The organism is Micromonospora sp. WMMD1219 (genome assembly GCF_049315215.1).
GTDB classification, from domain to species: domain Bacteria; phylum Actinomycetota; class Actinomycetes; order Mycobacteriales; family Micromonosporaceae; genus Micromonospora; species Micromonospora tulbaghiae.
Genome location: NZ_CP186057.1, coordinates 6,352,941 through 6,378,005 on the forward strand (window position 1 = coordinate 6,352,941; position 25,065 = coordinate 6,378,005).

The 25,065-nt window shown below is 74.1% G+C and carries 19 protein-coding genes; 12 read left to right on the forward strand and 7 right to left on the reverse strand.

Features of this window, described 5'->3' with window-relative positions; translation table 11 throughout:
• The first annotated feature begins 9 nt into the window (after positions 1–9).
• The 4 genes from ACN27C_RS29690 to glgB all read left to right on the forward strand — a co-directional run bounded on the left by ACN27C_RS29690 (position 10) and on the right by glgB (position 6,921).
• On the forward strand, positions 10–1,722 hold the full coding sequence (locus tag ACN27C_RS29690; RefSeq protein ID WP_422749540.1) for a 3-ketosteroid-delta-1-dehydrogenase: 1,713 nt from the start codon (positions 10–12) through the stop codon (positions 1,720–1,722).
• 99 nt (positions 1,723–1,821) lie between these two features.
• Complete coding sequence (locus ACN27C_RS29695) at positions 1,822–2,706, forward strand: SDR family oxidoreductase (protein ID WP_121683940.1); 885 nt, start codon at positions 1,822–1,824, stop codon at positions 2,704–2,706.
• Between the two features lie 4 nt (positions 2,707–2,710).
• Complete coding sequence (locus tag ACN27C_RS29700; protein ID WP_422749543.1) at positions 2,711–4,831, forward strand: maltotransferase domain-containing protein; 2,121 nt, start codon at positions 2,711–2,713, stop codon at positions 4,829–4,831.
• Positions 4,819–6,921 carry a 1,4-alpha-glucan branching protein GlgB gene (gene glgB, locus ACN27C_RS29705; protein ID WP_422749545.1) on the forward strand — a complete coding sequence of 701 codons (2,103 nt, stop codon included), beginning with the start codon at positions 4,819–4,821 and terminating at the stop codon, positions 6,919–6,921. Before ACN27C_RS29700 ends, glgB begins: the two co-directional genes overlap by 13 nt.
• A 76-nt stretch (positions 6,922–6,997) precedes the next feature.
• Here the strand turns inward: glgB and ACN27C_RS29710 are convergent, their stop codons facing one another.
• Positions 6,998–8,074, reverse strand: coding sequence for an App1 family protein (locus ACN27C_RS29710; protein ID WP_120570699.1), 1,077 nt, complete (start codon positions 8,072–8,074; stop codon positions 6,998–7,000).
• An 82-nt stretch (positions 8,075–8,156) separates the two neighbouring features.
• Between ACN27C_RS29710 and ACN27C_RS29715 the strand changes: the two genes are divergently transcribed.
• From ACN27C_RS29715 to ACN27C_RS29730, 4 genes are all read left to right on the forward strand, one after another.
• Positions 8,157–9,761: a hypothetical protein gene (locus tag ACN27C_RS29715; protein WP_422749547.1), complete on the forward strand. Its 1,605-nt coding sequence runs from the start codon at positions 8,157–8,159 to the stop codon at positions 9,759–9,761.
• A gap of 16 nt (positions 9,762–9,777) precedes the next feature.
• Positions 9,778–10,581 carry a peroxide stress protein YaaA gene (gene yaaA, locus ACN27C_RS29720; RefSeq protein WP_121683901.1) on the forward strand — a complete coding sequence of 268 codons (804 nt, stop codon included), beginning with the start codon at positions 9,778–9,780 and terminating at the stop codon, positions 10,579–10,581.
• A 109-nt stretch (positions 10,582–10,690) separates the two neighbouring features.
• Positions 10,691–11,338 (forward strand): hypothetical protein, encoded by a 648-nt coding sequence (locus ACN27C_RS29725; RefSeq protein ID WP_120570701.1) that lies wholly within the window; start codon positions 10,691–10,693, stop codon positions 11,336–11,338.
• 108 nt (positions 11,339–11,446) lie between these two features.
• Positions 11,447–12,370: a TAXI family TRAP transporter solute-binding subunit gene (locus ACN27C_RS29730; protein WP_421501199.1), complete on the forward strand. Its 924-nt coding sequence runs from the start codon at positions 11,447–11,449 to the stop codon at positions 12,368–12,370.
• 7 nt (positions 12,371–12,377) lie between these two features.
• Here the strand turns inward: ACN27C_RS29730 and ACN27C_RS29735 are convergent, their stop codons facing one another.
• Positions 12,378–13,766 (reverse strand): sensor histidine kinase, encoded by a 1,389-nt coding sequence (locus tag ACN27C_RS29735; protein WP_422749549.1) that lies wholly within the window; start codon positions 13,764–13,766, stop codon positions 12,378–12,380.
• 10 nt (positions 13,767–13,776) lie between these two features.
• Entirely contained in the window at positions 13,777–14,433 is a 657-nt protein-coding gene (locus ACN27C_RS29740; RefSeq protein ID WP_120570704.1) for a response regulator transcription factor, read from the reverse strand.
• 86 nt (positions 14,434–14,519) lie between these two features.
• On the opposite strand from ACN27C_RS29740, the gene ACN27C_RS29745 reads away from it, so the two are divergent.
• Together ACN27C_RS29745 and ACN27C_RS29750 are read left to right on the forward strand one after the other, a co-directional pair.
• A complete protein-coding gene (locus tag ACN27C_RS29745) occupies positions 14,520–14,858 on the forward strand; it encodes a DUF952 domain-containing protein (protein WP_387377023.1) in 339 nt (112 codons plus the stop codon).
• Between the two features lie 66 nt (positions 14,859–14,924).
• Complete coding sequence (locus ACN27C_RS29750) at positions 14,925–15,467, forward strand: acyltransferase (RefSeq protein WP_387377024.1); 543 nt, start codon at positions 14,925–14,927, stop codon at positions 15,465–15,467.
• A gap of 54 nt (positions 15,468–15,521) precedes the next feature.
• Here the strand turns inward: ACN27C_RS29750 and ACN27C_RS29755 are convergent, their stop codons facing one another.
• The 3 genes from ACN27C_RS29755 to ACN27C_RS29765 all read right to left on the reverse strand — a co-directional run bounded on the left by ACN27C_RS29755 (position 15,522) and on the right by ACN27C_RS29765 (position 20,317).
• The gene (locus ACN27C_RS29755) at positions 15,522–17,270 is read right to left on the reverse strand and encodes a CDP-glycerol glycerophosphotransferase family protein (RefSeq protein WP_422749552.1); all 1,749 of its coding nucleotides are present in this window, start codon (positions 17,268–17,270) and stop codon (positions 15,522–15,524) included.
• Positions 17,271–17,461: 191 nt separating this feature from the next.
• A complete protein-coding gene (locus ACN27C_RS29760; protein ID WP_349877973.1) occupies positions 17,462–18,745 on the reverse strand; it encodes a nucleotide sugar dehydrogenase in 1,284 nt (427 codons plus the stop codon).
• Positions 18,746–18,748: 3 nt separating this feature from the next.
• Entirely contained in the window at positions 18,749–20,317 is a 1,569-nt protein-coding gene (locus tag ACN27C_RS29765) for a glycosyltransferase family 2 protein (RefSeq protein ID WP_422749554.1), read from the reverse strand.
• Positions 20,318–20,619: 302 nt separating this feature from the next.
• Between ACN27C_RS29765 and ACN27C_RS29770 the strand changes: the two genes are divergently transcribed.
• Positions 20,620–21,822 carry a hypothetical protein gene (locus tag ACN27C_RS29770; protein ID WP_422749556.1) on the forward strand — a complete coding sequence of 401 codons (1,203 nt, stop codon included), beginning with the start codon at positions 20,620–20,622 and terminating at the stop codon, positions 21,820–21,822.
• 13 nt (positions 21,823–21,835) lie between these two features.
• Here the strand turns inward: ACN27C_RS29770 and ACN27C_RS29775 are convergent, their stop codons facing one another.
• On the reverse strand, positions 21,836–23,734 hold the full coding sequence (locus ACN27C_RS29775; RefSeq protein WP_422749557.1) for a hypothetical protein: 1,899 nt from the start codon (positions 23,732–23,734) through the stop codon (positions 21,836–21,838).
• A gap of 220 nt (positions 23,735–23,954) precedes the next feature.
• On the opposite strand from ACN27C_RS29775, the gene wecB reads away from it, so the two are divergent.
• Positions 23,955–25,037 carry a non-hydrolyzing UDP-N-acetylglucosamine 2-epimerase gene (gene wecB / locus ACN27C_RS29780; protein ID WP_422749559.1) on the forward strand — a complete coding sequence of 361 codons (1,083 nt, stop codon included), beginning with the start codon at positions 23,955–23,957 and terminating at the stop codon, positions 25,035–25,037.
• Positions 25,038–25,065: the final 28 nt, after the last annotated feature.

The following is a 25,065-nucleotide window of genomic DNA, read 5'->3' on the forward strand; positions in this document are numbered from 1 at the left end:
GAGTTCCCCATGTCCGTACCCCGGCAGCCGCAGCCGGCCTCGGTCGACCTCGTCGTGATCGGCTCCGGCACCGGCCTCGCCGCCGCGCTCAGCGCCCACGAGGCCGGCCTCTCCGTCGTGGTCGTGGAGAAGTCGCGCTGGGTCGGCGGCTCCACGGCGCGCTCCGGCGGCGCCTTCTGGATCCCCGCCAATCCCGTGCTGGCCGCCGAGGGTTCCGGGGACACGCCCGAGCGTGGCGCGGCGTACCTGGAGGCCGTCGTGGACGGCTCCGCGCCCGAACAGCGCTGGCGCAGCTTCCTGGAGCACGGCACCGCCACGATCGAGATGCTCACGCGGACCACCCCGATGCGGTTCCTCTGGGCCCGCGGCTACTCCGACTACCACCCGGAGCTGCCCGGCGGCACCGCCGAGGGCCGGAGCTGCGAGTGCCGCCCGCTCGACCTGAAGGTCCTCGGCGCCGACCGCGCGCGGCTGCGTCCCGCCGTCCTCTCCGCGCCAGTGCCCATGCCGGTCACCGGCGCGGACTACAAGTGGCTCAACCTGATGGCGAAGACTCCGGTTCGCGCGCTGCCCCGCATCGTGACCCGCCTCGCCCAGGGCCTCGGCGGCCTCGCGCTCGGGCGCGAGTACGCCGCCGGCGGCCAGGCCATCGCCGCCGGCCTGTTCGCCGGCGTCCGCCGCGCCGGCATCCCGGTCTGGACCGAGACGGCACTGGAGCGGCTCCTGGTCGAGGGGGACCGGGTCGTCGGCGCCGAACTGCGCCACGGGGAGACGACGTTCGCCGTACGGGCCGAGCGGGGTGTCGTGCTCGCCACCGGCGGGTTCGACCACGACCTGCCGCTGCGGCACGTCCACCACCACCGCGACCTGGGCGACTGGAGCCTCGGCGCGGACAGCAACACCGGCGACGGGATCCGCGCCGGCCAGGAGGCGGGCGCCGGCACCGACCTGATGGAGCAGGCGTGGTGGTTCCCCGCCGTCGCGCCGGTCGGCGACGCCGCGCCGTCGGTGCTCCTCGCCGAGCGTTCCCTGCCCGGGTCGCTCATGGTGGACGGCACGGGCCGCCGGTTCGTCAACGAGTCCTGCGACTACATGACGTTCGGGCAGCGGGTGCTCGGCCTCGCCCACGAGGGCGCAGCGTTGCCGGCCATGTGGCTGGTCTTCGACCAGCGGTACCGCAACAGCTACGTCTTCGCCGGCACGCAGTTCCCCCGCGCCCCGCTGCCGAAGTCCTGGTACGAGGCGGGCGTCGCGCACCGCGCGGGCACCCCGGGTGACCTCGCCCGGTCGATGGGCGTGGACGCCGACGCGTTGAGCGCCACCCTGGCGCGGTTCAACCAGCTCGCCGCCGCCGGCGTCGACGACGACTTCGCGCGTGGCGCCAGCGCGTACGACCGCTACTACGGCGACCCGACGGTGACGCCGAACCCGAACCTGCGGCCCCTGGCCGGCACCCTGTACGCCGTCCGGGTCGTCCTGTCCGACCTCGGGACCTGCGGTGGCATCCGGGCCGACGGCCTCGGCCGGGCGCTGTCCGGCGCGGGGACCCCGGTCCCCGGGCTGTACGCGATCGGCAACGCCGCGGCCAACGCCTTCGGCCGCACCTACCCGGGCGCCGGGGCGACCATCGGCCAGGGCCTGGTCTACGGCTACGTCGTCGGGCGGCACGCGGCGGGCAAGCTCCCCGCCGCCCCGGCCTCGGGCCGCCCGACGGCGGAATAGGCACGGTTTCGTCGCACCCGGGTCGCCCGGCGTGCCAGCATCCGGCAAGACGCAAGGGGCCGACCCGGACCGGCCGTCGGCGAAGCGGAGAGGAACGACATGGGTACGTACGCGGTGACCGGCGCGGCCTCCGGCATGGGCCGGGCGTCCGCCGAACGGCTGCGGCGAGACGGGCACACAGTCGTCGGCGTGGACCTGCGGGACGTGGAGGTCGTCGCCGACCTCTCCACGCCGACCGGGCGCGCGGCGGCGGCGACCGAGGTGCTGGAGCGGGCCGGAGGGCGGCTCGACGGAGCGGTCTGCGCCGCCGGGCTCGGCGGCATCCCCGGCCGGGACCGGCTCGTGCAGCAGGTCAACTTCTTCGGCGTGGTGGAGCTGCTCGAGGCGTGGCGACCGGCGCTGGCCGCCGCCGGTAACAGCAAGGTCGTGGTGTTCGGCTCGAACTCCGTCACGCTCACCCCGATGGTGCCGGAGCGCGCCGTGCGGGCCCTGCTCGACCGCGACGCCGACCGGGCACTGCGCGTGGTGGGGCGCTTCGGCAAGCGCTCGGCGCCGTTCGCGTACGCGAGCTCGAAGCTGGCGGTGACGCGGTGGGCACGCCGCGCCGCGATCTCGCCGGAGTGGGCCGGCGCCGGCATCCGGGTGAACGTCCTGGCGCCCGGCATCATCGCCACCCCGCTGCTGGAGGAGCAGATCGCCCGGGGCGAGAAGGAGGCGGTCGAGGGGCTGCCGGTGCCGGTCGGCGGGCGCGGCCGGCCGGCGGACGTCGGCGAGTGGGTGGCGTTCATGCTGTCGCCGGCCGCCGACTTCCTCTGCGGTTCGGTGATCTTCCTGGACGGCGGCTCGGACGCCTACTTCCGCACCGACGACTGGCCGGTCTCCACCGGGCCGGCCGGGGTGCTGCGCTACATGCGGCGTGCCAAGGCGTGGCGGCGTGGAAGCAGTGCGCAACCGAGCGCGAGAGGATCTCGCGCAGTAGGTTGAGCGGGTGACTGGACGGTTCCCGATCGAAGACGTCTCCCCCGTCGTCTCCTGCGGTCGCTACCCGGCCAAGGCGGTGGTCGGCGAGGTCGTACCGGTGTCGGCGCGCGCCTACCGCGAGGGCCACGACGCGCTCGGATGCAACGTGGTCTGGCTCGGCCCGGACGGTGCGGCCCGCCCGTTCACCCGGATGCGCCCGGGCGAGCCCGGCCAGGACCGCTGGCACGCCACGATCCGCCCGGACGCGGTGGGCCTGTGGCGCTTCGCCGTGGAGGCGTTCCAGGATCCGTACCTCACGTGGCAGAACGCGGTCACCAAGAAGCTCGCCGCCGGCCAGGGCGCGGCCGAACTGGCGAACGACCTGGCCGAGGGCGTACGGGTGCTCACCGCCGCGCTCGACCTGGTGCCGAAGGCCGAGCGGGATCGCGTACGTGAGGCCGCGCGGGCGCTGACCGACGACGACCTGGACCTGCCGCGGCGGGTGAGCGCGGCGCTGGATCTGGCCGACCTGCTCTGGGAGCACCCGGTGCGCGAGCTGGTCACCACCGGCGAGGAGCGCACGCTCTGGGTGGACCGGCCCCGGGCGCTCTTCTCCGCCTGGTACGAGTTCTTCCCCCGCTCCGAGGGCGCGGTCCCGGCCACCGTCGACGCGCCCGCCCGTTCCGGCACGTTCGCCACCGCCATGGAGCGGCTGCCGGGTGTCGCGGCGATGGGTTTCGACGTGCTCTACCTGCCGCCGATCCACCCGATCGGCCGGGTCAACCGCAAGGGCCGCAACAACGCGCTCACCGCCGGGCCGGACGACGTGGGCTCGCCGTGGGCGATCGGCGCGGCCGAGGGCGGCCACGACGCCATCCACCCCGACCTGGGTACGCCTGAAGACTTCCGCGACTTCGTCGCGGCCGCCGCCGAGCAGGGTCTCGAGGTGGCGATGGACCTGGCGTTGCAGTGCGCGCCGGACCACCCGTGGGTCACCGAGCACCCGGAGTGGTTCACCACCCGCGCCGACGGCAGTATCGCGTACGCGGAGAACCCGCCGAAGAAGTACCAGGACATCTATCCGCTGAACTTCGACAACGACCCCGAGGGCATCCGGGCTGAGGTGCTGCGGGTGGTGCTGCACTGGGTCGGCGAGGGCATCCGGATCTTCCGGGTGGACAACCCGCACACCAAGCCGTTCGACTTCTGGCACTGGCTGATCGCCGAGGTCAAGAAGGTCGACCCGGACGTGCTGTTCCTGGCCGAGGCGTTCACCCGGCCGGCGATCATGCACGGGCTCGGCAAGATCGGTTTCACCCAGTCGTACACCTATTTCACCTGGCGCACGACGGCGGCCGAGATGCGGGAGTACTGCGAGGAGCTGGTCGCCTCGGTCGACTGGATGCGGCCGAACTTCTGGCCGAACACGCCGGACATCCTGCACTCGTCGTTGCAGCACGGCGGGCCGCCGATGTTCAAGATCCGGGCGGTGCTGGCCGCGCTGCTGTCCCCCTCGTGGGGCATGTACGCCGGGTTCGAGCTGTTCGAGCACGTGGCCCGGCCGGGCGCCGAGGAGTACCTGGACAACGAGAAGTACGAGCTGCGGCCCCGGGACTGGGACGCCGCGCTGGCGCAGGGCCGGTCGCTGGCGCCGTTCATCACCACGCTGAACCGGGTACGCCGGGACAACCCCGCCCTGCACCAGCTGCGCAACCTGCGGTTCCACGACATCGACAACCCGGCGTTGCTGTGCTGGTCGAAGCACGATCCGGACAGCGGCAACACGGTGATCGTGGTCTGCTCGTTCGACTCCCGCGAGGTGCAGTGGGGCAACACCACGCTCGACATGCCGGCGCTCGGGCTGGACTGGCACGAGCGGTTCACCGTGCGCGACGAGCTGACCGGCGCCGAGTACGACTGGGGGCAGCGCAACGCGGTACGCCTCGACCCGTACCTGCAACCGGCGCACGTGCTCACCGTGCGCCGCCCGGCCGCACCGGAGCCGGCGCAGCCGGCCATGCCGGCCGCCGCCGAACCGGAGCACCCGGCCGCGCCCGACCTCACAGTGGAAGACGTACCCGCCGACCTCTCCGGCGGCACCGCCCCGACCGCACCGGCCGACAAGGACGACGCCCGATGGACCAGCTGATCACCGGCGAGGTACACGACCCGCACGCCGTGCTCGGCGCACATCCGGCCGACGGGAGCACCACGATCCGGACGCTGCGCCGGGGTGCGGGCGAGGTGACGGTGCTCGCCGACGGCGAACGGCACCCGATGAAGCGGGTGCACGACGCCGGTGTCTTCGAGGCGGTGCTCCCCGGCGAGGTGCTCGACTACCGGGTCGAGGTGGACGGCACGACGCACGACGACCCGTACCGTTATCCGCCCACGCTCGGCGACCTCGACCTGCACCTGATCGGCGAGGGCCGGCACGAGCGGCTCTGGGCGGCGCTCGGCGCCCGGGTCTTCGACGAGGGCGTCGCGTTCACCGTCTGGGCGCCCAACGCGCGTGCGGTGCGGCTGGTCGGCGACGTGACCGGCTGGGCGCCGGACGACGGGTGGCCGATGCGGTCGCTCGGGTCCAGCGGCGTGTGGGAGATCTTCGTGCCCGGCATGCCGGTGGGCGCCCGCTACAAGTACCGCGTCCTCGGCGCCGACGGCCGGTGGCGGGACAAGGCCGACCCGATGGCCGCGCGCACCGAGGTGCCGCCGGCCACCGCCTCGGTGGTGCACGAGTCACGGTACGAGTGGGGCGACGCGGACTGGCTCGCGCGCCGGTCCCGGCAGGCGCCGCACCAGGAGCCGATGAGCGTGTACGAGGTGCACCTGGGCTCCTGGCGGCCCGGCCTCGGCTACCGGGAGCTGGCCGAGCAGCTCACCGCGTACGTGGTCGAGATGGGCTTCACCCACGTGGAGTTCCTGCCGGTGATGGAGCACCCGTTCGGCGGCTCGTGGGGTTACCAGGTCACCGGCTACTACGCGCCCACCGCCCGGTTCGGCGACCCGGACGACTTCCGCCACCTGGTGGACCGGCTGCACGCGGCCGGCATCGGGGTGCTCCTGGACTGGGTGCCGGCGCACTTCCCGAAGGACGAGTGGGCGCTCGCCCGTTTCGACGGCACCCCGCTGTACGAGCACCCCGACCCGCGTCGCGGCGAGCACCCCGACTGGGGCACGTACGTCTTCGACTTCGGCCGCAACGAGGTGCGCAACTTCCTGGTCGCCAACGCGCTGTACTGGCTGGACGAGTTCCACATCGACGGGCTGCGCGTGGACGCGGTGGCCTCGATGCTCTACCTGGACTACTCCCGCTCCGACGGGCAGTGGGCGCCGAACGTGCACGGCGGCCGGGAGAACCTGGAGGCGATCGCGTTCCTCCAGGAGGTGAACGCCACCGTCTACCGGCACCACCCCGGCGTGCTGATGATCGCCGAGGAGTCCACCGCCTGGCCGGGCGTCACCAAGCCGACGTCGGAGGGCGGGCTCGGGTTCGGGTTCAAGTGGAACATGGGCTGGATGCACGACACCCTGCTCTACACCTCGAAGGACCCGATCTACCGGCAGCACCACCACCATCAGCTCACGTTCTCGCTGGCGTACGCGTGGAGCGAGAACTACGTGCTGCCGATCAGCCACGACGAGGTGGTGCACGGCAAGGGGTCACTGGCGGGCAAGATGCCCGGCGACACCTGGCAGCGGCTGGCCACCGTGCGGGCGCTGCTGGCGTACATGTGGGCGCACCCGGGCAAGCAGTTGCTCTTCATGGGCTGCGAGCTGGCCGACGACAGGGAGTGGAGCGAGGAGCGCGGCCTCGACTGGTACCTCACCCACGACCCGGCCCGCGCCGGTGTGCAACGGATGGTCGCCGACCTGAACCGCGTCTACCGGGAGACCCCGGCGCTCTGGGCGCAGGACACCTACCCGGCCGGCTTCCGCTGGATCGCCGGGGACGACGTCGCCAACAACACGGTGTCGTTCATCCGGATCGCCCCGGACGGTCAGACGCTGGTGTGCGTGGCGAACTTCTCCGCGCTGCCGCTGGAGGACTACCGGATCGGCCTGCCGGCCGGCGGGACGTGGACCGAGGCGCTGAACACCGACGCCCACCACTACGGCGGGTCGGGGGTGGGCAACCTGGGCGAGGTGCACGCCGAGAACGTGCCGTGGCACGGCCTGCCCGCGTCGGCGTCCCTGCGCATCCCCCCGCTGGGCGTTCTCTGGCTGACACCCCGTTGATCATGAGGTTGGCGGCACTTCTGGAGATCCACAAGGCCGTCAACCTCATGATCGACGGGAGAGAAGAGGGGGACGGTCAGACCAGGTCGGCTTCTCGGAGGAGCTTCCAGAGGCCGGCGCCGTCGGGGGCGCTCAGCCACTTCTGGCCGATCGGGCCCGATGAGGACCGGCCGGCCGGGGCCGGCAGGCTGCCTGCCAGCACCGACTGGGTCGGCGACAGCTGCCGGATCGCCACCCCTGCCACGTGGTCCGGGTGCGCGGCGGCGAACTCGCGGTAGATCTCCGGGTCGTGCTGCCCGTCGTCGCCGATCAGCAGCCACCGCACCTCGGGGAACTCCCGGGACAGCCGGGCCAGCGTGGCCCGCTTGTGTTCCCGGCCGCTGCGGAACCACCTGTCCGCGGTCGGCCCCCAGTCGGTGAGCAGCAGCGGCCCGGCCGGGTAGAGGTGCCTCGACAGGAACCGGGTCAGCGTCGGCGCGACGTTCCACGCGCCGGTGGACAGGTAGAAGACCGGCGCGCCCGGGTGGGCGGTGGCCAGCCGCTCGTACAGCACGGCCATGCCGGGCACGGCGGTGCGGGCGTGCTCGTCCAGCACGAACGTGTTCCACGCGGCGAGCAGCGGCCGGGGCAGCGCGGTCACCATGACCGTGTCGTCGATGTCGGAGAGGATGCCGAAGCGCACGGCCGGGTCGAGGATGCGGACCAGCGCCTCCACCGGTTCGGCGTCGGCGACGCTGAGGCGTACGCAGCCCCAGCCAGGGGTGAAGTCGGCCTCGATCACGGTGTCGACGAAGCCGCTGCGGTCGGCGGTCACCTCCTGGCGCACGCCGTCGGCCTCGATGGTCACCTTCACGTGCTTGGCGGGCAGCGTGGCGAAGCTGCGCCAGCCCCGCACCTTGTCCAGTCGGCCCCGCCGCCGCGTGTCCGGGCGGCCGAGCAGCACCCGGCAGAGCACGCGCGCCCAGCCCGGGGCGCCGTAGCCCGCGTACGCGATGATGTTGGGCTGCCATCCGGTGCGCCGCAACCGGCGCTCCACCAGGCCGTGCACGGCGTCCTCGAAGCGCGCGGCGCGGTGCAGTTGCGGAACGGCAAGCTGGTCCGGTGGTGTGGGCGGCACACGGCAACAGTGCCACAACCGGAGCGGCCGGGCCACGCGAGTGATCCACGCCGATCCGCCCCGGCGCCGGGCGCCGCCGTGACAGACTGCGGTCGGGACGACGACGGGGGCGTTGGTCGTGTCGACGACGAAGCGGGACCGGGTACGGCCGCGTCCGGACGCTCCGGCGCTGGTGGCGCTGCTGCTCGGCGTCGCGGGGGTCGGCTACCGGCTGGTGCTGACGCTGCTCACGGTGCCCGCGTCGAACAGCGACGAGGCGACGTTCGGCCTGGCCGCGCTGCACATCGCCGAGCGCGGCGAGCGGCCGGTCTTCCTCTACGGCCAGCGCTACATGGGCGTGCTGGAGTCGTACCTGGCCGCGCCGCTGGTCGGCTGGGCCGGGCCGAGCTGGCCGCTGCTGCGGCTGCCGCTGCTCGCGCTCTTCGCGGTCTTCCTGTGGCTGGCGTACCGGCTGACCCGCCGCCTGTTCTCCCCCTGGCTGGCGGTGGTCGTGGTGGGCCTGCTGGCGCTCGGCTCGGAACGCGTGGTCCGCGACCAGCTCACAGCGGTCGGCGGCCGCCCGGAGGTGAAGCCGGCGGTGCTGGCGATGCTGCTGATCGCGGTGGCCCTCGGCGGCCGGCGGATCCGGCACCACTGGCTGGCCACCGGCGCGTTCGGGCTGCTCGCCGGGCTGGCGCTGTGGTCGGACTGGCTGATCGCGCCGTACCTGCTGGTCGCCGCAGTGGTGCTCGCCGTGGCGGTGCCCCGGGACCTGATCGGCTGGCCGGGCGTGCTGCTGGTCGCGGGCTTCCTGGCCGGGATCGCCCCGGTGGTCAAGGACAACCTCGTCGCGCCGCCCGGGCAGGACTCACTGTCGGTGTTCCGCGAGATCAGCACCAAGGAGGGCGTCGCGCCGCCGCTGGCCGAGCGGCTGCGCGGCGGGCTGCTGGACGGGGTGCCGCTGGCGTCGGGCATGTGCCCGATGGACGGCTGCGCCCGCTGGGCGCAGTGGTTCGGCGTGCTCTACCCGGTGCTGCTGGTGGCCGCCGCCGCGCTCGGGCTGCGCGCGTACCGCCGGGCCGCCGACCACGCCGCGCGGGTGCGGGCCGTGGCGATCCTCGCGCTGGTCGCGGGCGCGGCGTTGACACTTCTGGCGTACGTGCGCAGCCCGCTCGCCGCGACCGACCCGCTCGGCAACGCCCGCTACCTGTCGGTGCTCCAGATCTCGCTGCCGGCCGTGTTGTGGCCGCTCTGGCTGGCCGCCGCGCACGCGCTGCGGGGCACCGCCGGGTGGGCGGCCCGGCTCGGCGGCGCCACGGCGGCGGTGGTGCTGGCCGGGCTGACCGCCGCGACGCTGGCCGGCACCGTGGCGTTCCTGACCGGCGTGCCGGGCGTACGGGACGAGGAGCGAACGGCCCGCCGGCTGGCGGACGCGGTGCGGGGAGCCGGTCTGCACGAGGTGTACGGGGACTACTGGACGTGCAACCGGCTGATCTTCAACACCGGCGAGACGGTCTCCTGCGGTGTGCTCGACGGGGCGCTGACGCCCGGGCAGAACCGCTATCCGGCGTACTGGCAGCGGGTGGCGCGCGCACCGCGGCCCGGGTACGTGGTGGCCGTCGGCTCCCCGGCCGAGCGCACGCTGCGGCGGCTGCTGGGCGACCGCGCCGACGCGGCGGTGGTGGCCGAGGTGGGCGGCAGTCGCGTGTACCACCCCGAGCGTGCCGTCCGGCCGTGGCGCTGACCCCGGCCCGTACGCTGTGCCGGTGCTCATCCTGCTGCCCCCGTCGGAGGGGAAGGCCGAGGCCGGCACCGGCCGCCGGCTGGACCTGTCCCGGCTGTCCCTGACCGAGCTGAACCCGGCCCGGGAGGCGGTCCTGACCGCGCTCGTCGACCTGTGCGCCGGGCCGGACGAGACGGCGGCCCGGACCGCGCTGGGCCTCACCGAGGGGCAGCGCGGCGAGTTGCGGCGCAACGCCCGGCTGCGGGAGGCGGCGACCGCGCCGGCCGGGCGGCTCTACACCGGGGTGCTCTACGAGGCGCTCGGCCTGGACACGCTGCCCCCGGACGCGCAGCGGGCGGCCCGCCGCCAGGTGCTGATCAGCTCCGGCCTGTGGGGCGCGGTACGCCTCGCCGACCGGATCCCGCCGTACCGCTGCCCGATCGGGGCGCGGCTGCCGGGGCTCGGGGCGCTGTCGGCGTACTGGCGGGAGGCGCTCGGCCCGGTGCTGGAGCCGGCCGCCGGGCGCGGTCCGGTGCTGGACCTGCGCTCCGGCGCGTACGCGGCCACCTGGACGCCGCGCGGCGCGCTCGCCGAACGCACGGTGACGGTGCGGGTGCTGCACGAGCGGATCGTGGACGGCACGCCGGTCCGGTCGGTGGTGAGCCACTTCAACAAGGCGACGAAGGGCAGGCTGGTGCGGGATCTGCTGCTCGCCGACGCCCGGCCGCGCACCGCCGATGCGCTGGTGGGGGCGCTGCGGGAGCTGAAGTACACGGTCGAGGAGGCGCCCCGGTCGCCCGGCCGGCCGCGGCAGGTCGACCTGGTGGTCACCGAGCTCTGAGACGCGGCCTTCCCGCAAATTTTGCTCAAGGCTCGGGCGCAGCGGTTCCCGGCCCGGCGCTGGGCAGCGACGGTAGAGGTACCCCGACTCTGACCGAGGAGCCGCGCCGATGCTCACCACGCTGCTCGACCGCCCGCGCCCGTCGCCGCCACCGCTGGACTGGCTGACCCTGACCGACGCCTTCGAGATCGCCTGCATGGTGCGCTGCACGCCGCCGCCGGCCGCCGACGTACGCCGGCTCGACTCCGGACCGCACCGGGGCGGGATCGCCGAGTTCAACCGCGAGGACGCCGCGCAGCGGATGCGGCAGCTGCTGGGACGTCTCGACGTGCCGGTGGAGCACGAGCTGACCACCGGTGGGCTGCGCCGCCGCTACGAGCTGCACCGGCTGTCCGTGCCGCCGCAGCACCGGGCGGCGTACGCGAATCTGCTGACCGCGGGCTGGCGGCAGGGCCGCCGGGAGCTGCTCGGCGGGCCGTTCCCGGGTGCCTCGGCGCCGCGGCGGCTCTGGCGGCCCCGGCTGGCGGCGGCGGCCTGGCGGGCGGCGCTGCTCGCCGGCGGCCGGCACGTCCGCCGGCACTGCCTCGGCATCCGGCTCGCCGACCGGGACCTGGCGGCGGTGCTGGTACGCGGCGCCGCGCTGCTGGACGTGCCGGCGGCGCTGCGGCCGGGCTCGGGCTGTTTCCTCGTGGTGGTGCCCAACGGCGAGTACCGGGAGCGGATCACCGAGAGCGCGGAGCTGGCCCCGGCGAGCTGACCGGCCCGGGCGCACGCCCCGGGCCCGCCCGGCGGTCCGGGCACCGCGTGGGCTTGCGCCGCGGCGGGTGCACGGCGCAGAGTGCAGCCCGTGAGCCGACACTGGCCTGTGCGCGCCGCCGCCCCGCTCGTGCTGGTGCTCCTGCTCGTCACCGGGCTGTCCGGCTGCCGGGACGAGCCGTCCGAGCCGACCCGCATCCGCATCGCCACCGGCAGTCCGACCGCCGTCTACCACGCCTTCGGCCAGTCGCTCGCCGCGCTGCTCAACCGCGAGGTGCCCGGCGTACGGGCCGAGGTGGTGGTCACCGCCGCCTCGGCGCAGAACGTCCGGCTGGTCGGCGCCGGGGAGGCGGAGCTGGGCTTCACCCAGGCCGACGTGCTGCCGCCGCGTGAACCCGAGCATCCGTCGGTGCTGGCGGTGGCCCGGGTCTACGACGACCTGCTGCACCTGGTCACCCGCGCGGGCGGGCCGATCCGCACGCTCGGTGACCTGCGCGGACGGCGGGTGTCGGTGGGTGCCGACGGCTCCGGCACGGAGATCACCGCCACCCGTCTGCTGGCGGTGGCCCAGCTCGGCGGCGACCGGGTACGTCAGGAGCACCTGGGGCTGGACGACTCGGTCGCGGCCCTGCGGGAGGGACGGATCGACGCGTTCTTCTTCTCCGGCGGGCTGCCCGTGCGCGGCGTCGCCGACCTCGCCCAGCGGACCTCGCTGCGGATCGTGGACCTGGGCGACTGGACCGAGCCGCTGCGCCGGGCGTACGGGCAGGTCTACGTGACCCGGGACGTGCCGCGGTCGGTGTACCGGGCCGATCCGGTGAGCACTGTGGCGAACCCGAACTACCTGATCGTCCGCGCCGACCTGCCCGCCGCGCTGGTGCGGGAGGTGACCCGGCTGCTGATGGACCGCCGGGAGGAACTGGCCGCCGCGCACCCGGCGGCGGGACGGATGAGTCCCCGGTCGGCGATCGTCACCACCCCGCTGCCGCTGCATCCGGGCGCGGCGCAGTGGTACCGCGCCGCGAAGCCCTGACGCCGGGTCAGCGCCGGATCGGCTCGTCGGCGGGCGCCGGGAACCACAGCTCGGCGACCAGGCCCCGGGGTTCGCCCTGGCGCATGGTGAGCCGGCCGTCGGAGGCGTCCACGAGCACCGCCGCGATGGTCAGCCCGAGGCCCACGCCGTCCACGTTCTGCGCGTCCGGCGCCCGCCAGAACCGCTCCGTGGCCTGGTCGAGCTGACTGGCCGTCATGCCCGGGCCGGTGTCGCCGACGGTCAGCACCGTCCCGCCGTCGGCGGCGCGTACGGTCACCGTCACCTCTCCCTGCGCGCCGCTGAACTTCACCGCGTTGTCGATCAGGGCGTCGAGTGCCTGGTCGATGGCGGTCGGCACGGTCCGGGCGTACACCGGCGCGTCCCCCGCGTCGAGGCGGAGCGTGACCTCGCGGTGCCGGGCCAGCGGCAGCCAGGCCGACACCCGGGACGCGGCGGCGGCGGTGGCGTCCACCGTCACCCGCTGGTTCTCCTCCCGCTCGGCGCGGGCCAGGGTGAGCAGCGCGTCGAGCACCGTGGCGAGCCGGTCGGTCTCCTCCAGCGCCAGCCGGTGCTCGGCGCGCCCGTCCGGGTCGGTGAGGCTGGGGCCCAGTTCCTCCACCCGCAGCCGCAGCGCGGTGAGCGGGTTGCGGAGCTGGTGGCTGGCGTGCGCGACGAAGGCGCGTTGCCGGTCCATCACGTCGGAGACCGCGTCGGCCATGTCGTTGAAGCTGGTCGCCAGCCGGCGCAGCTCGGGCGGGCCCAGCCCGGCGCGGACCCGCGCGGCGCGGCGGCCCTCGGCGATCTCGTGTGTCACCGCGTCCAGCTCGGTCACCGGGCGCAGCACCCAGCCGGCCAGCCCGAACGCGGTCGAGACGCAGGCCAGCACCGCCAGCAGGCCGATGCCGGCGAGCAGCAGCCACCACACCGTGACGGTGCGGCGGACCCCGTCCGCCGGGCTGGTCGTGACCACGGCGCCGAGCACCTCGCCGCCGTCGTTGATCGGCACGGCCGTCACCACCGGCCCGCTGCCCCAGGGCCACACCGACTCCGGGCCGCTGAACTGCTGCCCGGACAGCGCGGTGTCGAGCGCCGCGCCGGTGCCCGCGCCCGGCTCCCAGCCGGACGAGGCCACGACGGTACGGCGGTCCCGGTCCACCACCGCCGCGCCGATGCCGTAGAGCGCGTCGTAGGCGGCCAGTTCCCCGTCCAGCGGCCCCGGACTGCCACCCCGCAACGCCGGCCCGGCCAGCGAGGCGAAGCGGGTGGCGTCGGCGAGGCGGTCGGCGCGTACCCGGTCGGTCTCCCGCGTCGCGAGCGTGGCCGCCAGCGGCGTCTCCAGGGCGAGCAGGACCAGCACCATCAGCAGCAGGTAGCTGATCACCAGCCGGCGGCGCACGGGCCCCTCCTCACGCGTCGCGGAGCCGGTAGCCGACCCCGCGCACGGTCTCCACGAGCGTCGGGTCGCCGAGCTTGCCGCGCAGCGAACCGACGTGCACCTCGACGGTGTGCCGGTCGGCCCAGGTGGTGCCCCACACGTCGAGCAGGATCCGCTCGCGCGGCACCGCCACCCCCGGCTGGCGGGCCAGGGACAGCAGGATGTCGAACTCCTTGCGGGTGAGCGTGACGTCCCGGCCGGCCACGGTCACCGTCCGGCCGCCCACGTCGATGCGGACCGCGCCGGCCTCGATCAGGTTGCGCTGCGGCGCGGTGTGCGCGGCCCGGCGCAGCACCGCCTCGATCCGCGCCTGCAACTCCACCATCGAGAACGGCTTCACCACATAGTCGTCGGCGCCCAGCCGCAGCCCCAGCACCCGGTCGCGTTCCTCGCCGCGCGCGGTCACCGCGATGATGCCGAGCCGGCTGCTGCGCCGCCGCAGCTCGCGGCACAGGTCGGTGCCGTCGCCGTCGGGCAACCCCAGGTCGAGAAGCACCAGGTCGCAGGGGGCGGCGGAGAGCGCGGCGGCCACAGTCGCGGCGTGTTCCACCTGGTAACCGCGCCGGGTCAGCGCGGACGACAACGCCGCGGCGACCCGGCGGTCGTCCTCGACCAGGAGGATCCGCACCCCGTGCCCCCCCTCCGCTCGACGTGTTGCCCTGCGAATGGTGGCAGACGCGCCGCGCGGACGCGAGGCCGCTCTAGGCTGCTGCCGTGATCTACAAGATTCTCTCCGACGACGAGTGGGCGCAGGCGCGGGCGGACGGGCGGTTCGCCGGCACCGCGATGGACCGGCAGGACGGCTACGTCCACCTGTCCGCCGCCGACCAGGTGGTGGAGACCGCCCGGCGCTTCTTCGCCGGGGTCACCGGCCTGACGCTGCTCGCGGTGGACGAGGCCCGGCTCGGCGACGCGCTGCGCTGGGAGGCGTCCCGCGGCGACGCGCTGTTCCCGCACCTGTACGCCGCGCTGCCGGTGGACGCGGTGGTCGCCGCGCACCCGCTGCCGGCCGACCGGCCCGCCGCCGACGCGGTGGCCGAACTGCTCGCGTGAGCGCTCGTTATGCTGCGTCGAGCCCGCCCGACGGCGCGACGCGCCCTGGCCATGATGCGAGTTGAGATGACTGACAGCAACGACCGGTCCGCCTCCGTCTTCGTCCACCCGACGGCCGACGTGGAGTCCGGCGCCGAGGTCGGCGACGGCACCAAGGTCTGGCACCTGGCGCACATCCGGTCCAGCGCCCAGGTCGGCGCCGGCTGCGTGATCGGCCGCAACGTCTACGTCGACGCGGGCGTCACGGTCGGCGACCTGGTGAAGATCCAGAACAACGTCTCGGTCTACCAGGGCGTGACCATCGAGGACGAGGTGTTCGTGGGCCCGTGCGCGGTGTTCACCAACGACTTCCGCCCGCGCGCCCAGAATCCGGACTGGACGATCACCCCGACGCTCGTCCGCCGGGGCGCGTCGATCGGCGCGAACGCCACGCTCGTGTGCGGCATCGAGGTCGGCGAGTACGCGATGATCGCCGCCGGCTCGGTGGTGACCCGCGACGTCAAGCCGTACCAGCTGGTGGCCGGCAACCCGGCCCGCCCGAAGGGCTGGGTCGACGCCAAGGGCGAGGTCGTCTCCCGCGACGTCGACAACCCGCCGCACCAGGGCTGACCGGACGGAAAGGGGCGACGACCGCGCCGGTCGTCGCCCCCGCCCCGGTACGCCTCAGCCGCAGAGCCGGCCGATCTCGTCCCGGAAACGGTCCATCGGGTTCGACCCGGCCGGGCCGAGCAGGTACTCCTTCAGCTCCCGCCGCGCCCCGGTCATCGGGTCGTCCCCGGCCCGGGTCACGTCGAGGATCTTCGTCAGCTCGCCGCAGTCCGCCGCGAGCAGGTACGCCGCCCGCGCCGTCGGGAACTGCCGCCGGAACTCGTCCTCCGGCAGGCCGGCCGGGTTGGCCACCACGTACGGCCGCTCGCTCTGCACGAAGTCGGAGACCACGCTGGACACGTCGCTGACCAGCAGGTCGGTGACGTTGAAGCAGTCGAACAGTCCCGGCGTACGGCCGGTGACCACCAGGTGCGCGACGCCGTCCAGCGAGGACGGATCGGTCTCGCCGCCGGCGGCCCTGATCCGGGACACGATCCGCTCGTGCACGGCGCGGGCCTTGGGCGAGCGCGTCCCGGTCAGCGGGTGCGGCTTGTAGATCACCCGCACGTCCCCGGCGGCCAGCAGGCCGGACACGATCCGCTCCCCCATCAGCACGAGCGACGTGTGGTACGGGTCGTCGTCGAGCCAGCCCTCCCAGGTCGGCGCGTACAGCACCGTGAAACGGTGGTCGGCGGCGCCGGAGCCGAACGTGTGCACCCCGGCCAGCTGCGGCCGGCCGACCTCCACGATGTCGCGGTCCAGCACGCCGACGTCGGCCCGGGCGTACCGTTCCCGCCCGGCCGGCCCGGCCACCCAGACCTCGTCGTACACCTTGCTGTACGGGTTCACGCTCGCCTGCTTGTCGCTGTCGCCGTGGCCGACGAAGACGTGCTTCACGCCCGGCTCCCGCAGCAGGTGGATGTTGGCGCCGACGTTCGCCGCGTACAGCGCCACGCGCAGCGAGCCCAGGTCCAGGTTCATGAAGTCCACGCCGGCCGGCACGCAGATCACCGGCAGCCGGGTGTCGGCGAGCTGCTCGAACGCGTCCGCGGCGCGCAGCAGCACGACCGCGCGGCGGCCGGTGGCCTCCACCGGCGCGAGCCACATGTTGGCCTGGTAGACGTCCTTGGCCGGGCCGGCGAAGTAGAGCGCCACCTCGGGCCGTTCCCGGGCCATCCAGTCGTGCACGGCGGGCAGCACACCCGGCGCCTTGCCCCGGCCGCGCAGCGCGGTGAGCGCCAGCACCGCGGCGGTGACCAGGCCGGCGGCGAGCGTGACCAGGCCGGTGACCACCACCGGGGCGACCCGGTCGAGCGCGGCGGCCACCACGGCCGCCGGCACCAGCAGCACGTTCAGCAGCGGCATGCGCAGCCCGGCCAGCCGCCGCGCCCAGGCCGGCGGCACCGGAACCCGCCGCAGCGCGCCGAGGTCGATGTTGCGGGTGTACGCCGGGGGGTCGACCCGGCCGTCGATCACCTTGGTCACCGCGTTGGTGGCCACGGCCACCGTCCACAGCGCGGCGGGCAGCAGCAGGACGGCGACGGTGCCGGCCACCCCCGGGCGCACCGCGGCGATCACCAGCAGGGCCACCGACAGGTCCCGCACCAGCCGCCGGAAGGTCTCGCCGAGACCGGCCTTGTCGAGCAGCGTGGCGGTCCCGGTGTGCCGCCCGGCCAGGGCCAGCTCACCGGCGAAGGCGACCACCGCGGCCACCGCGTACGGGACCACCAGGCCGAGCACTCCGGCGAGGACCATGACCGCGTAGCCGAGGAGCGTCGCGCCGACCGCGGCGAGACCCTGCTGGCTGCGTACTCTGCTGAACAACGACACGCTCCCTGTCTGCCCGGCCGATGTCGGTCCGAGTCGATCTCCGACGGCTGCGACCCTAAACGGGCCACATCACACAAGTATTGCCGGGGTGTCCGGCAGGTGAACTCCGCACCGCGTCACCCCGGCCGCGGCATGCGACGGGCCCCGGCCGTCCGAGACGGCCGGGGCCCGTGGAGCCGGTGGGATCAGCCCCCGATGACCACCCGGCGCACGCCGGTCCAGCGCGCCGGGTCGGTGACGCGGCGGCCGTCGACGAGCACGGTCACGCCCGGCAGGTCGGCCGGGGCGAGGGTGCGGTACTCCGCGTGGTCGGCCTGGATGACCGCGGCGCCGACCGGCTCGCCGTCGTACCCGGGCAGGCCGTGCGCGACCAGCTCCTCGTTGGTGTACATCGGGTCCGAGACGTACGGCACCGCGCCCCGGCGGCGCAACGCCTCCACGGTCGGGAAGACGCCGGAGAACGCGGTCTCCTTGACGCCACCCCGGTAGGCGGCGCCCAGCACCAGCACGCCCACCCCGGTCAGGTCGCCGTACGCGGCGGCGAGCAGGTCGACCGCGTACTCCGGCATGGCCGCGTTCGCCTCGCGGGCCGAACGGACCACGGTGGCGGCCGGGTCGTTCCACAGGTACATCCGCGGGTAGATCGGGATGCAGTGGCCGCCGACCGCGATGCCCGGCGAGTGGATGTGGCTGTACGGCTGCGTGTTGCACGCCTCGATGACCTTGGTGACGTCCACGCCGACGGTGTCGGCGAAGCGGGCGAACTGGTTCGCCAGGCCGATGTTCACGTCCCGGTAGGTCGTCTCGGCGAGCTTGGCCAGCTCGGACGCCTCGGCCGAGCCGAGGTCCCACACGCCGTTGGGGCGGTCCAGGTCGGGCCGCTCGTCGAAGTCGAGCACCGCCTCGTAGAACCGCACGCCGTGCGCGGCCGACGCCTCGTCGACGCCGCCGACCAGCTTCGGGTAGCGGCGCAGGTCGGCGAAGACCCGGCCGGTGAGCACCCGCTCGGGGCTGAACACCAGGTGGAAGTCGGTGCCGGCGGTCAGGCCGGAGCCCTCGGCGAGCATCGACGCCCACCGGTTACGGGTGGTGCCGACCGGCAGCGTGGTCTCGTAGCTGACCAGCGTGCCCGGCTTCAGCCCACGGGCGATGGCCCGGGTGGCGTCGTCCATCCAGCCGAAGTCCGGCACGCCGTCGGCGTCCACGAACAGCGGCACGACCACGACGACCGCCTCCGACTCGGCGACCGCGGCGGCGGTGTCGGTGGTGGCCGACAGCAGGCCGGCGGCCACCGTCTCCTTGAGCTTGACGTCCAGGTCGGCCTCGCCCGGGAAGGGCACGGCACCGTCGTTGACCAGCTGGACGACCCGCTCGGAGACGTCGGCGCCGATCACCCGGTGCCCCTTGGACGCGAACTGCACGGCCAGCGGCAGACCGATCTTGCCGAGCGCGACGACGCAGATGTTCATGAACTACTTTCCTCCAGAGGGCCAGATTCGGCGCAGGCGGGCAAGGAACCGACCGGGGGTCACCGGCGTGATCACGACGATCACCTGGCCCTTGTGGTTCGTGGTGGGTGTGACGAGGTGCCAGCGGACACCGCGCCGGGCCACCAGCCGGGGTGCGGCGACGGGACGGTCGGTGCGCAACGGCGCCGAGCCCGTCCCGCCCAGGGCGGAGACCTCGGCGCGTACGATACGACGCTCGCCCGTCCCCGCGACGACCGCCAGCAGCCGGTCCACCGCGAAGTCCGTTCGTACGACGGTACCGGGGCCGGAGGAGTCGACCGACGTGACACCCGTCAGATCGCCCACGCTGACCCGCAGCGCCTCCGCGCTCAGCTCGGCCAGCTCGGCCCAGCGGCTGCGCGCGGTGACCACCAGGGCCCGGGCCCCGGCGGCGTCGCGTCCCCAGGCCAGCCCGGTCGCGGTCAGCTTGGCCAGTATCGCGGCGGCCCGCTCGGTGACGTCGTACCAGTCGTCCGGGTAGCCGAACGCCGGGTCGCGGAAGCCGACGTGGTCGGCGTACCAGCGGTCGCCGTCGACGACCACCTCGGGCAGCGACCGGTCGGACTGCTGGCCGATGAGCGTGCGCAGCGCGTCCAGGTCGCCGTCGCGCGCCACCGCCACCCGAAGCCGCTCCTCGGACGCCATCCGGGCGGTCACCCCGTCGGTCAGGTACGCCTCGGCGAGCTTGCGGACCCGGTCGTGGACGTGCCGCTGCACGTCCGGGGCGAGGGCGAGGAACTCCGCGCGGAGCAGCTTCGCCACCTCCCAGGTGAAGTGGCGCACCAGCACCGCGTCCCGCCGCCGGCCGGGCTCGATCAGCCCGGCGACGAACCCGACCAGCTCCTCCGCGCAGCGCAGCCGCTCCTCGAATCGGCTGGCGTACGTGATGTTCTGGGCGTTGTCCCGCTTGACCGCGTAGTAGTACTCGTAGTCGCCGAGGACCGACACCTTCTTCGCCCGGAAGCACGCCTCCAGCGTGAACGGCTGGTCGCTGCCCATCGGCATGTCCGTGCGGAACCGCAGCCCGTACCGCTCGATCAGATCCCGGCGGAACAGCTTGGTGTTGGACAACGACCAGGGCAGGTCGCTGTCGAACAGGTCGAGCCGCTCCTGGGTGGTGGCGTAGACGGCCTGGTGCACGTAGCGCTTGTTGGTGCCGACCATCCGGCCCAGCACCACGTCGGAGTCCCACCGGTCGGCGGCGTCGACGAGGCGCTCCAGCGCCTCCGGGCCGAGGTGGTCGTCCGAGCCGATGAAGAAGACGTACCGGCCGCGGGCGTGGTCCAGCGCCAGGTTGCTCGGCGCCGCCGGGCCGCCGGAGTTGGCCTGGTGCAGCACCCGGACCGTGTTCGGGTAACGCTGCGCGTAGCGGTCCAGTTCCGCGCCGCTGCCGTCGGTGGAGCCGTCGTCGACGGCGACGACCTCCAGCCGGTCCAGGCCGATGCTCTGCCCGACGAGCGAGTCGAGGCAGGCGGTCAGGTACGGCATGGTGTTGTAGGCGGCGACGATGACGCTGACGTCCGGCGTGCTCATCTGATCCTTCTCCATCGCCTTGGTCGCTGTGGGCGGGGATCCGCCGCCGGCAACGGGCGCCCGCGTCGACGATCCTCGACGCGCTGAGAGCGACCTCGCCTGCGCCGTCCGCGCCGCACGGCCGCGGCACCGAACGGAACCTCCGCGAGTGTACGGCACGGGGGTGGCCGCCCGGTGGCATCCGGCCGGCGCTCCGGCGAGCCGGAAGTGGCCGGTCGGCGCGGACGCGTGGACGCCGGCCCGGCCGGGCTGCTTGCTAGTCTCACCCGGGGGCCAGAACACCTGCGAGGGGGCGCACGTTGGTGACGGAATCGGCAATCGGCGGGGACGGGGCCACCGACGAGGCCGAACCCCGAAAGCAGGACGAGCGGGCGACCGGGTCGACATCCGGCCGCGCCCGGCCGGGGCGGCTGCGACGGGCGCTGCTCGCCGCCTGGCCGGCGCTCGTGGGTTACGCCGCCGTCCGCGCCGTCGGGCTGGTCACGCTGGCGATCTGGGGACACGCCCGGGACGCGTCGTTCACCAAGCAAATCGGCAACCGGGCCGACGCCAGCTGGTACCTCGCCATCGCCGAACACGGGTACGACCGGGCGGAAACCCTCCAGAGCAACCTGGCGTTCTTCCCGTTCTATCCGCTGTTGATCCGTTTCGCCGAGCCGCTGTCGCCGTTCCAGTTCCGCGGCACGGCGATCACGCTGGCCTGGCTTGCCTCGCTCGCCGCCGCCTGGGGGCTGTTCGCGGTCGGCAACCACCTGCACGACCGGCGCACCGGGGTGCTGCTGGCGGTGGTCTGGGGTTTGCTGCCGCACGCGGTCGTCGAGTCGATGGCATACACCGAGGCGCTCTTCACGGCGCTGGCCGCCTGGTCGCTGTACGCGGTGCTGACCGGCCGGTGGCTCACCGCCGGGGTGCTCTGCCTCGTCGCCGGGGCCACCCGGCCCACCGCGACGGCGCTCATCCCGGTGGTGATGCTGGCCGGGCTGATCGCGCTGGTGCGGCGGCAGGGCACGTGGCGTCCGGCGGTGGCACTGCTGGTGGCGCCGCTGGGCTGGCTCGGCTTCGTCGGCTGGGTGGGCTGGCGGACCGGCCGGGTGGACGGCTGGTTCCAGATCCAGACCGAGGGCTGGCACTCGACCTTCGACGGCGGCGCGGGGACCCTGCGGTTCACCGGGACCACCCTGGACCAGCCGGCCAAGCTCCAATTCTATCTGATCGTTGCGGTGCTGGCGACCAGCCTGGTCCTGATGGCGCTGAGCGTCGTCGACCGGCAGCCCTGGCCGCTGCTGGCGTACAGCGGGCTGTTGCTGATCACCACGATCGGCGCCTCCGGATACTTCAACTCCAAGGCGCGCTTCCTGGTGCCGGCGTTCGCGCTGCTGCTCCCGGTGGCCCGGGCGCTCGCCACCGCCCGCACCGCGCGGGCGGTGATCATCCTGCTCGGGATGACCGCCGCCTCGGCCTACTTCGGTGGCTACCTGCTGCTGGTCTGGCGGTCCTCGCCCTGACCGGCGCCGCCGCTCACCGGGTGACCGGCCGCACGTCCCAGAGCCACACGTCGCGTACCCGCTGCCCCGGCCCGTAGCAGGCGTCCAGAAACGCCTTCAGCTCGGCCTCGTGCGCGTGTCGGGGCAGCACCACCGCGTCCGCCCGCCACCACCGCGCGTCGGCCAGCGCCTGGTCGCGCTCCGCGGCGCCGACGGTCGGCGGGCGGGTACCGGCGCCGATCGCGGTGAGCAGCAGCGCCGTCGGGCGCGGCGGGGTGCCCCAGCGGCCGGTGTCGTCGGTCGGCGAGGTCGGGCCGAGGAAGTAGCCCTGCGGCACGGCGAAGCCGGTCAGCGCCGCGGAGCCCCAGTTGATCGAGGTCATGTTGTGCACCGGCACGGGCACCAGCGTCCGCCCGTCGGCGACGTACCCACGCCACTCGCCGGACGTGACGAACTCGGGCACCGGCACCCGGCCCTTCGCCGGCAAGGGCGTCGGCAGCATCGGCAGCAGCGCGCCGACGAGCGCCGCCGCGGTCAGCAGTCGCAGCGGCGCGGCCACCCGCGGGGTCCGCGCCGCCAGGCCGTCGAGCCGGGCCACGGCGAGCGCCAGCAGCAGCCCGAACGCGACGGTGGTGATCAGCGCGAACCGAGCGATCACCATGGCGTCCACGATCGGCAGGTCGTGCAGGAGCGCGAACGGCGCGGGCACGTCGCTCTTCGCCGGCCCCCAGCTCAGCGTAGAGCCGAGCGAGAACACGCCGGAGATCAGCGCCACCACGGCCAGCACCCGGACGGCCAACTCCCGGCGGAGCCCGAGGACCGCCGCCGCCACCAGCACCACCACCGGCCAGCCGAAGAAGCTGGCCTGCTCGGTGGTGTTCGGCGCGAGTCCCTGGGCGCTTTCCGGCCCGCCGCCGATCGACTCCGTCGCGTAGGCCACGAACGAACGCACCCGCAGGGTGTAGACGTCCGGGTCACCCGGGTGCCCGATCCGGTGCTGGGGCCCGGCGAACTGCATCCACAGCGGGTAGGCGGTGACCAGCAGCACCAGCCCGCCGGCCACCGCCAGCGCGCCGAGCGCCCGCGGGGCCAGCCGGACGGTTTCCCGGGGCCGCAGCGCCAGGTGCGCCACCGTGGCCATCAGCGCGCCGAGGGCGACCAGGAAGAGGATCTCGACGGAGATGAAGAACTGGGCCGCGACCAACGCGCCCAGGATCAGGCCGTCCCGGACCGGCGCGACCGACCGGGCCATCCGGACGATCCGCCACACCAGGAACGGCACCAGCCACTGCGCGGTGATGTGCGGGTGCCCGTTGGAGTGGGTCACCATCGCCGGGGCGAACCCGCAGAACAGGCCGCCGACCACGGCGGCGGCCCGCTTGCCGGTCAGGTGCCGGTCGAGCACCCAGTACCAGGCGAAGGCGGTGCCGGCCAGGTTCAGCGTGATCAGCAGGAGATAGGACAGCGGCGCGCCGCCGAGCAGGGTGACCGGCGTCAGGAGGATGCCCGGCAACTGCATCCCCACGTTCGACATGAGGTTCACGCCGTCCGGCGCGTTCTGCAGGGTGGTGAAGAACGGGTTCTCCAGGTTGCTCACCGCGTGCGCGGCGTACGCCAGCATCCACTCGTTGAATCCCTGGTCGTCCGGCCGGCTGCCGAGCAGACGCCCGTCGACGTCGAGCCAGCCCCGCCCGGTGACCCAGAGGGCGCCCGCCACGAACGCCACGCCGACCAGCAGGTCGGCCAGGCGGCGCCGGGACCACCACCGGCGGCTCAGGGCGGCCGTGGCCTCCGGGCCCGCGGTGACCGGCGGGGTCGGTGAGACCTGCGGTGCCGGCGGTACGCTCGGGGCGTCCCCGTTCTCGGTCACGGCCTCCGGGGGGTCGGCGGGCGGGCTGCTCGTGGGCTTGCCGGTGGGATGTGCCGTCGTCACACCGGCGAATCCTACGGGTCTCGACCGGGGACTGGCGGCACGACACCGGGTGGTCGGCGCGAAGGTGACGGCCAAGCGACATGTGGCTGACGCTTGTCTCGCGCCCGGTGCGGGAATTTGGCGGTCACGTCCGGCTGAGGCAGAATTCGTCTCTGACTCAAGGGACAGCGCCTGCCGACGCGCAGCTGCCTTTCACGAGATCACACGAGGAGTCATACAGGTGAAGGTCATCAGCGTCGTCGGGGCACGCCCTCAGCTGATCAAGCTCGCTCCCATCGCCGCCGCGTTCGCCGCCAGCGAGCACGAGCACCGGATCGTGCACACCGGCCAGCACTACGACGCGGACCTCTCCGACGTGTTCTTCTCCGGTCTCGGCATCCCTGACCCGGACATCCACCTCGGGATAGGCTCCGGCTCGCACGGCGTGCAGACGGGCAAGGCCCTCGCCGCGCTGGACCCGGTCTTCGAGGCCGAGAAGCCCGACTGGGTGCTGGTCTACGGCGACACCAACTCGACCCTCGCCGGCGCGGTCTCCGCGGTCAAGCTGCACCTGCCGGTCGCCCACCTGGAGGCGGGCCTGCGCTCGTTCAACCGGATGATGCCGGAGGAGCACAACCGCATCCTCACCGACCACGCGGCGGACCTGCTGCTCGCGCCTTCCGAGGAGGCGATGCGGCACCTGTCCGCCGAGGGGCTCGCCGCCCGGTCCGTCATGGTCGGCGACGTGATGGTCGACGTGTGCCTCGGTGTCCGGGACGCCGTCCTCGCCGGCCGGCACCCCGCGCCCGCGCTGCCGGAGGGCATCCGCGCCGACGAGCCGTACCTCCTGGCCACGCTGCACCGGGCGGAGAACACCGACTCCCGGGCGCGGCTGGCCACCCTGCTCGACGGCCTGGCCGACCTGCCCGTGCCGGTGGCGCTGCTGGCGCACCCGCGGCTGGTGGCCAAGGCCGAGGAGCACGGGCTGAAGCTGGGCCGCGGCGCGGTGCACGTCGGCCGCCCGCTGCCGTACGCCGGCATGGTGGCCGCGGTGCTCTCCTCGGCCGGTGTGGTGACCGACTCCGGTGGCCTGCAGAAGGAGGCCTACCTCCTGTCCCGGCCGTGCACCACGCTCCGGCCGGAGACCGAGTGGATCGAGACGCTGGCCGACGGCTGGAACCGCCTGGTGCCGGATCCGTCCGTCCACTCCCGCGCCGAATGGATCGACATCGCCACCCGGCCGGCGCCGACCGCCGCCCAGGGCACGCCGTACGGCGACGGCCGGGCGGCCCAGCGGGTCGTCGAGACCCTCGCCGCGAAGTGACCCTGCCCACCCACCGAGAGACTCGGGG

Excerpts from the sequence above, each read along its gene's own strand:
- ACN27C_RS29690 (WP_422749540.1), top strand. The coding sequence starts at position 10 with ATGTCCGTACCCCGGCAGCCGCAGCCGGCCTCGGTCGACCTCGTCGTG.
- ACN27C_RS29695 (WP_121683940.1), top strand. The coding sequence starts at position 1,822 with ATGGGTACGTACGCGGTGACCGGCGCGGCCTCCGGCATGGGCCGGGCG.
- glgB (WP_422749545.1), top strand. The coding sequence starts at position 4,819 with ATGGACCAGCTGATCACCGGCGAGGTACACGACCCGCACGCCGTGCTC.
- ACN27C_RS29725 (WP_120570701.1), top strand. The coding sequence starts at position 10,691 with ATGCTCACCACGCTGCTCGACCGCCCGCGCCCGTCGCCGCCACCGCTG.
- ACN27C_RS29750 (WP_387377024.1), top strand. The coding sequence starts at position 14,925 with ATGACTGACAGCAACGACCGGTCCGCCTCCGTCTTCGTCCACCCGACG.
- ACN27C_RS29760 (WP_349877973.1), bottom strand. The coding sequence starts at position 18,745 with ATGAACATCTGCGTCGTCGCGCTCGGCAAGATCGGTCTGCCGCTGGCC.
- ACN27C_RS29765 (WP_422749554.1), bottom strand. The coding sequence starts at position 20,317 with ATGAGCACGCCGGACGTCAGCGTCATCGTCGCCGCCTACAACACCATG.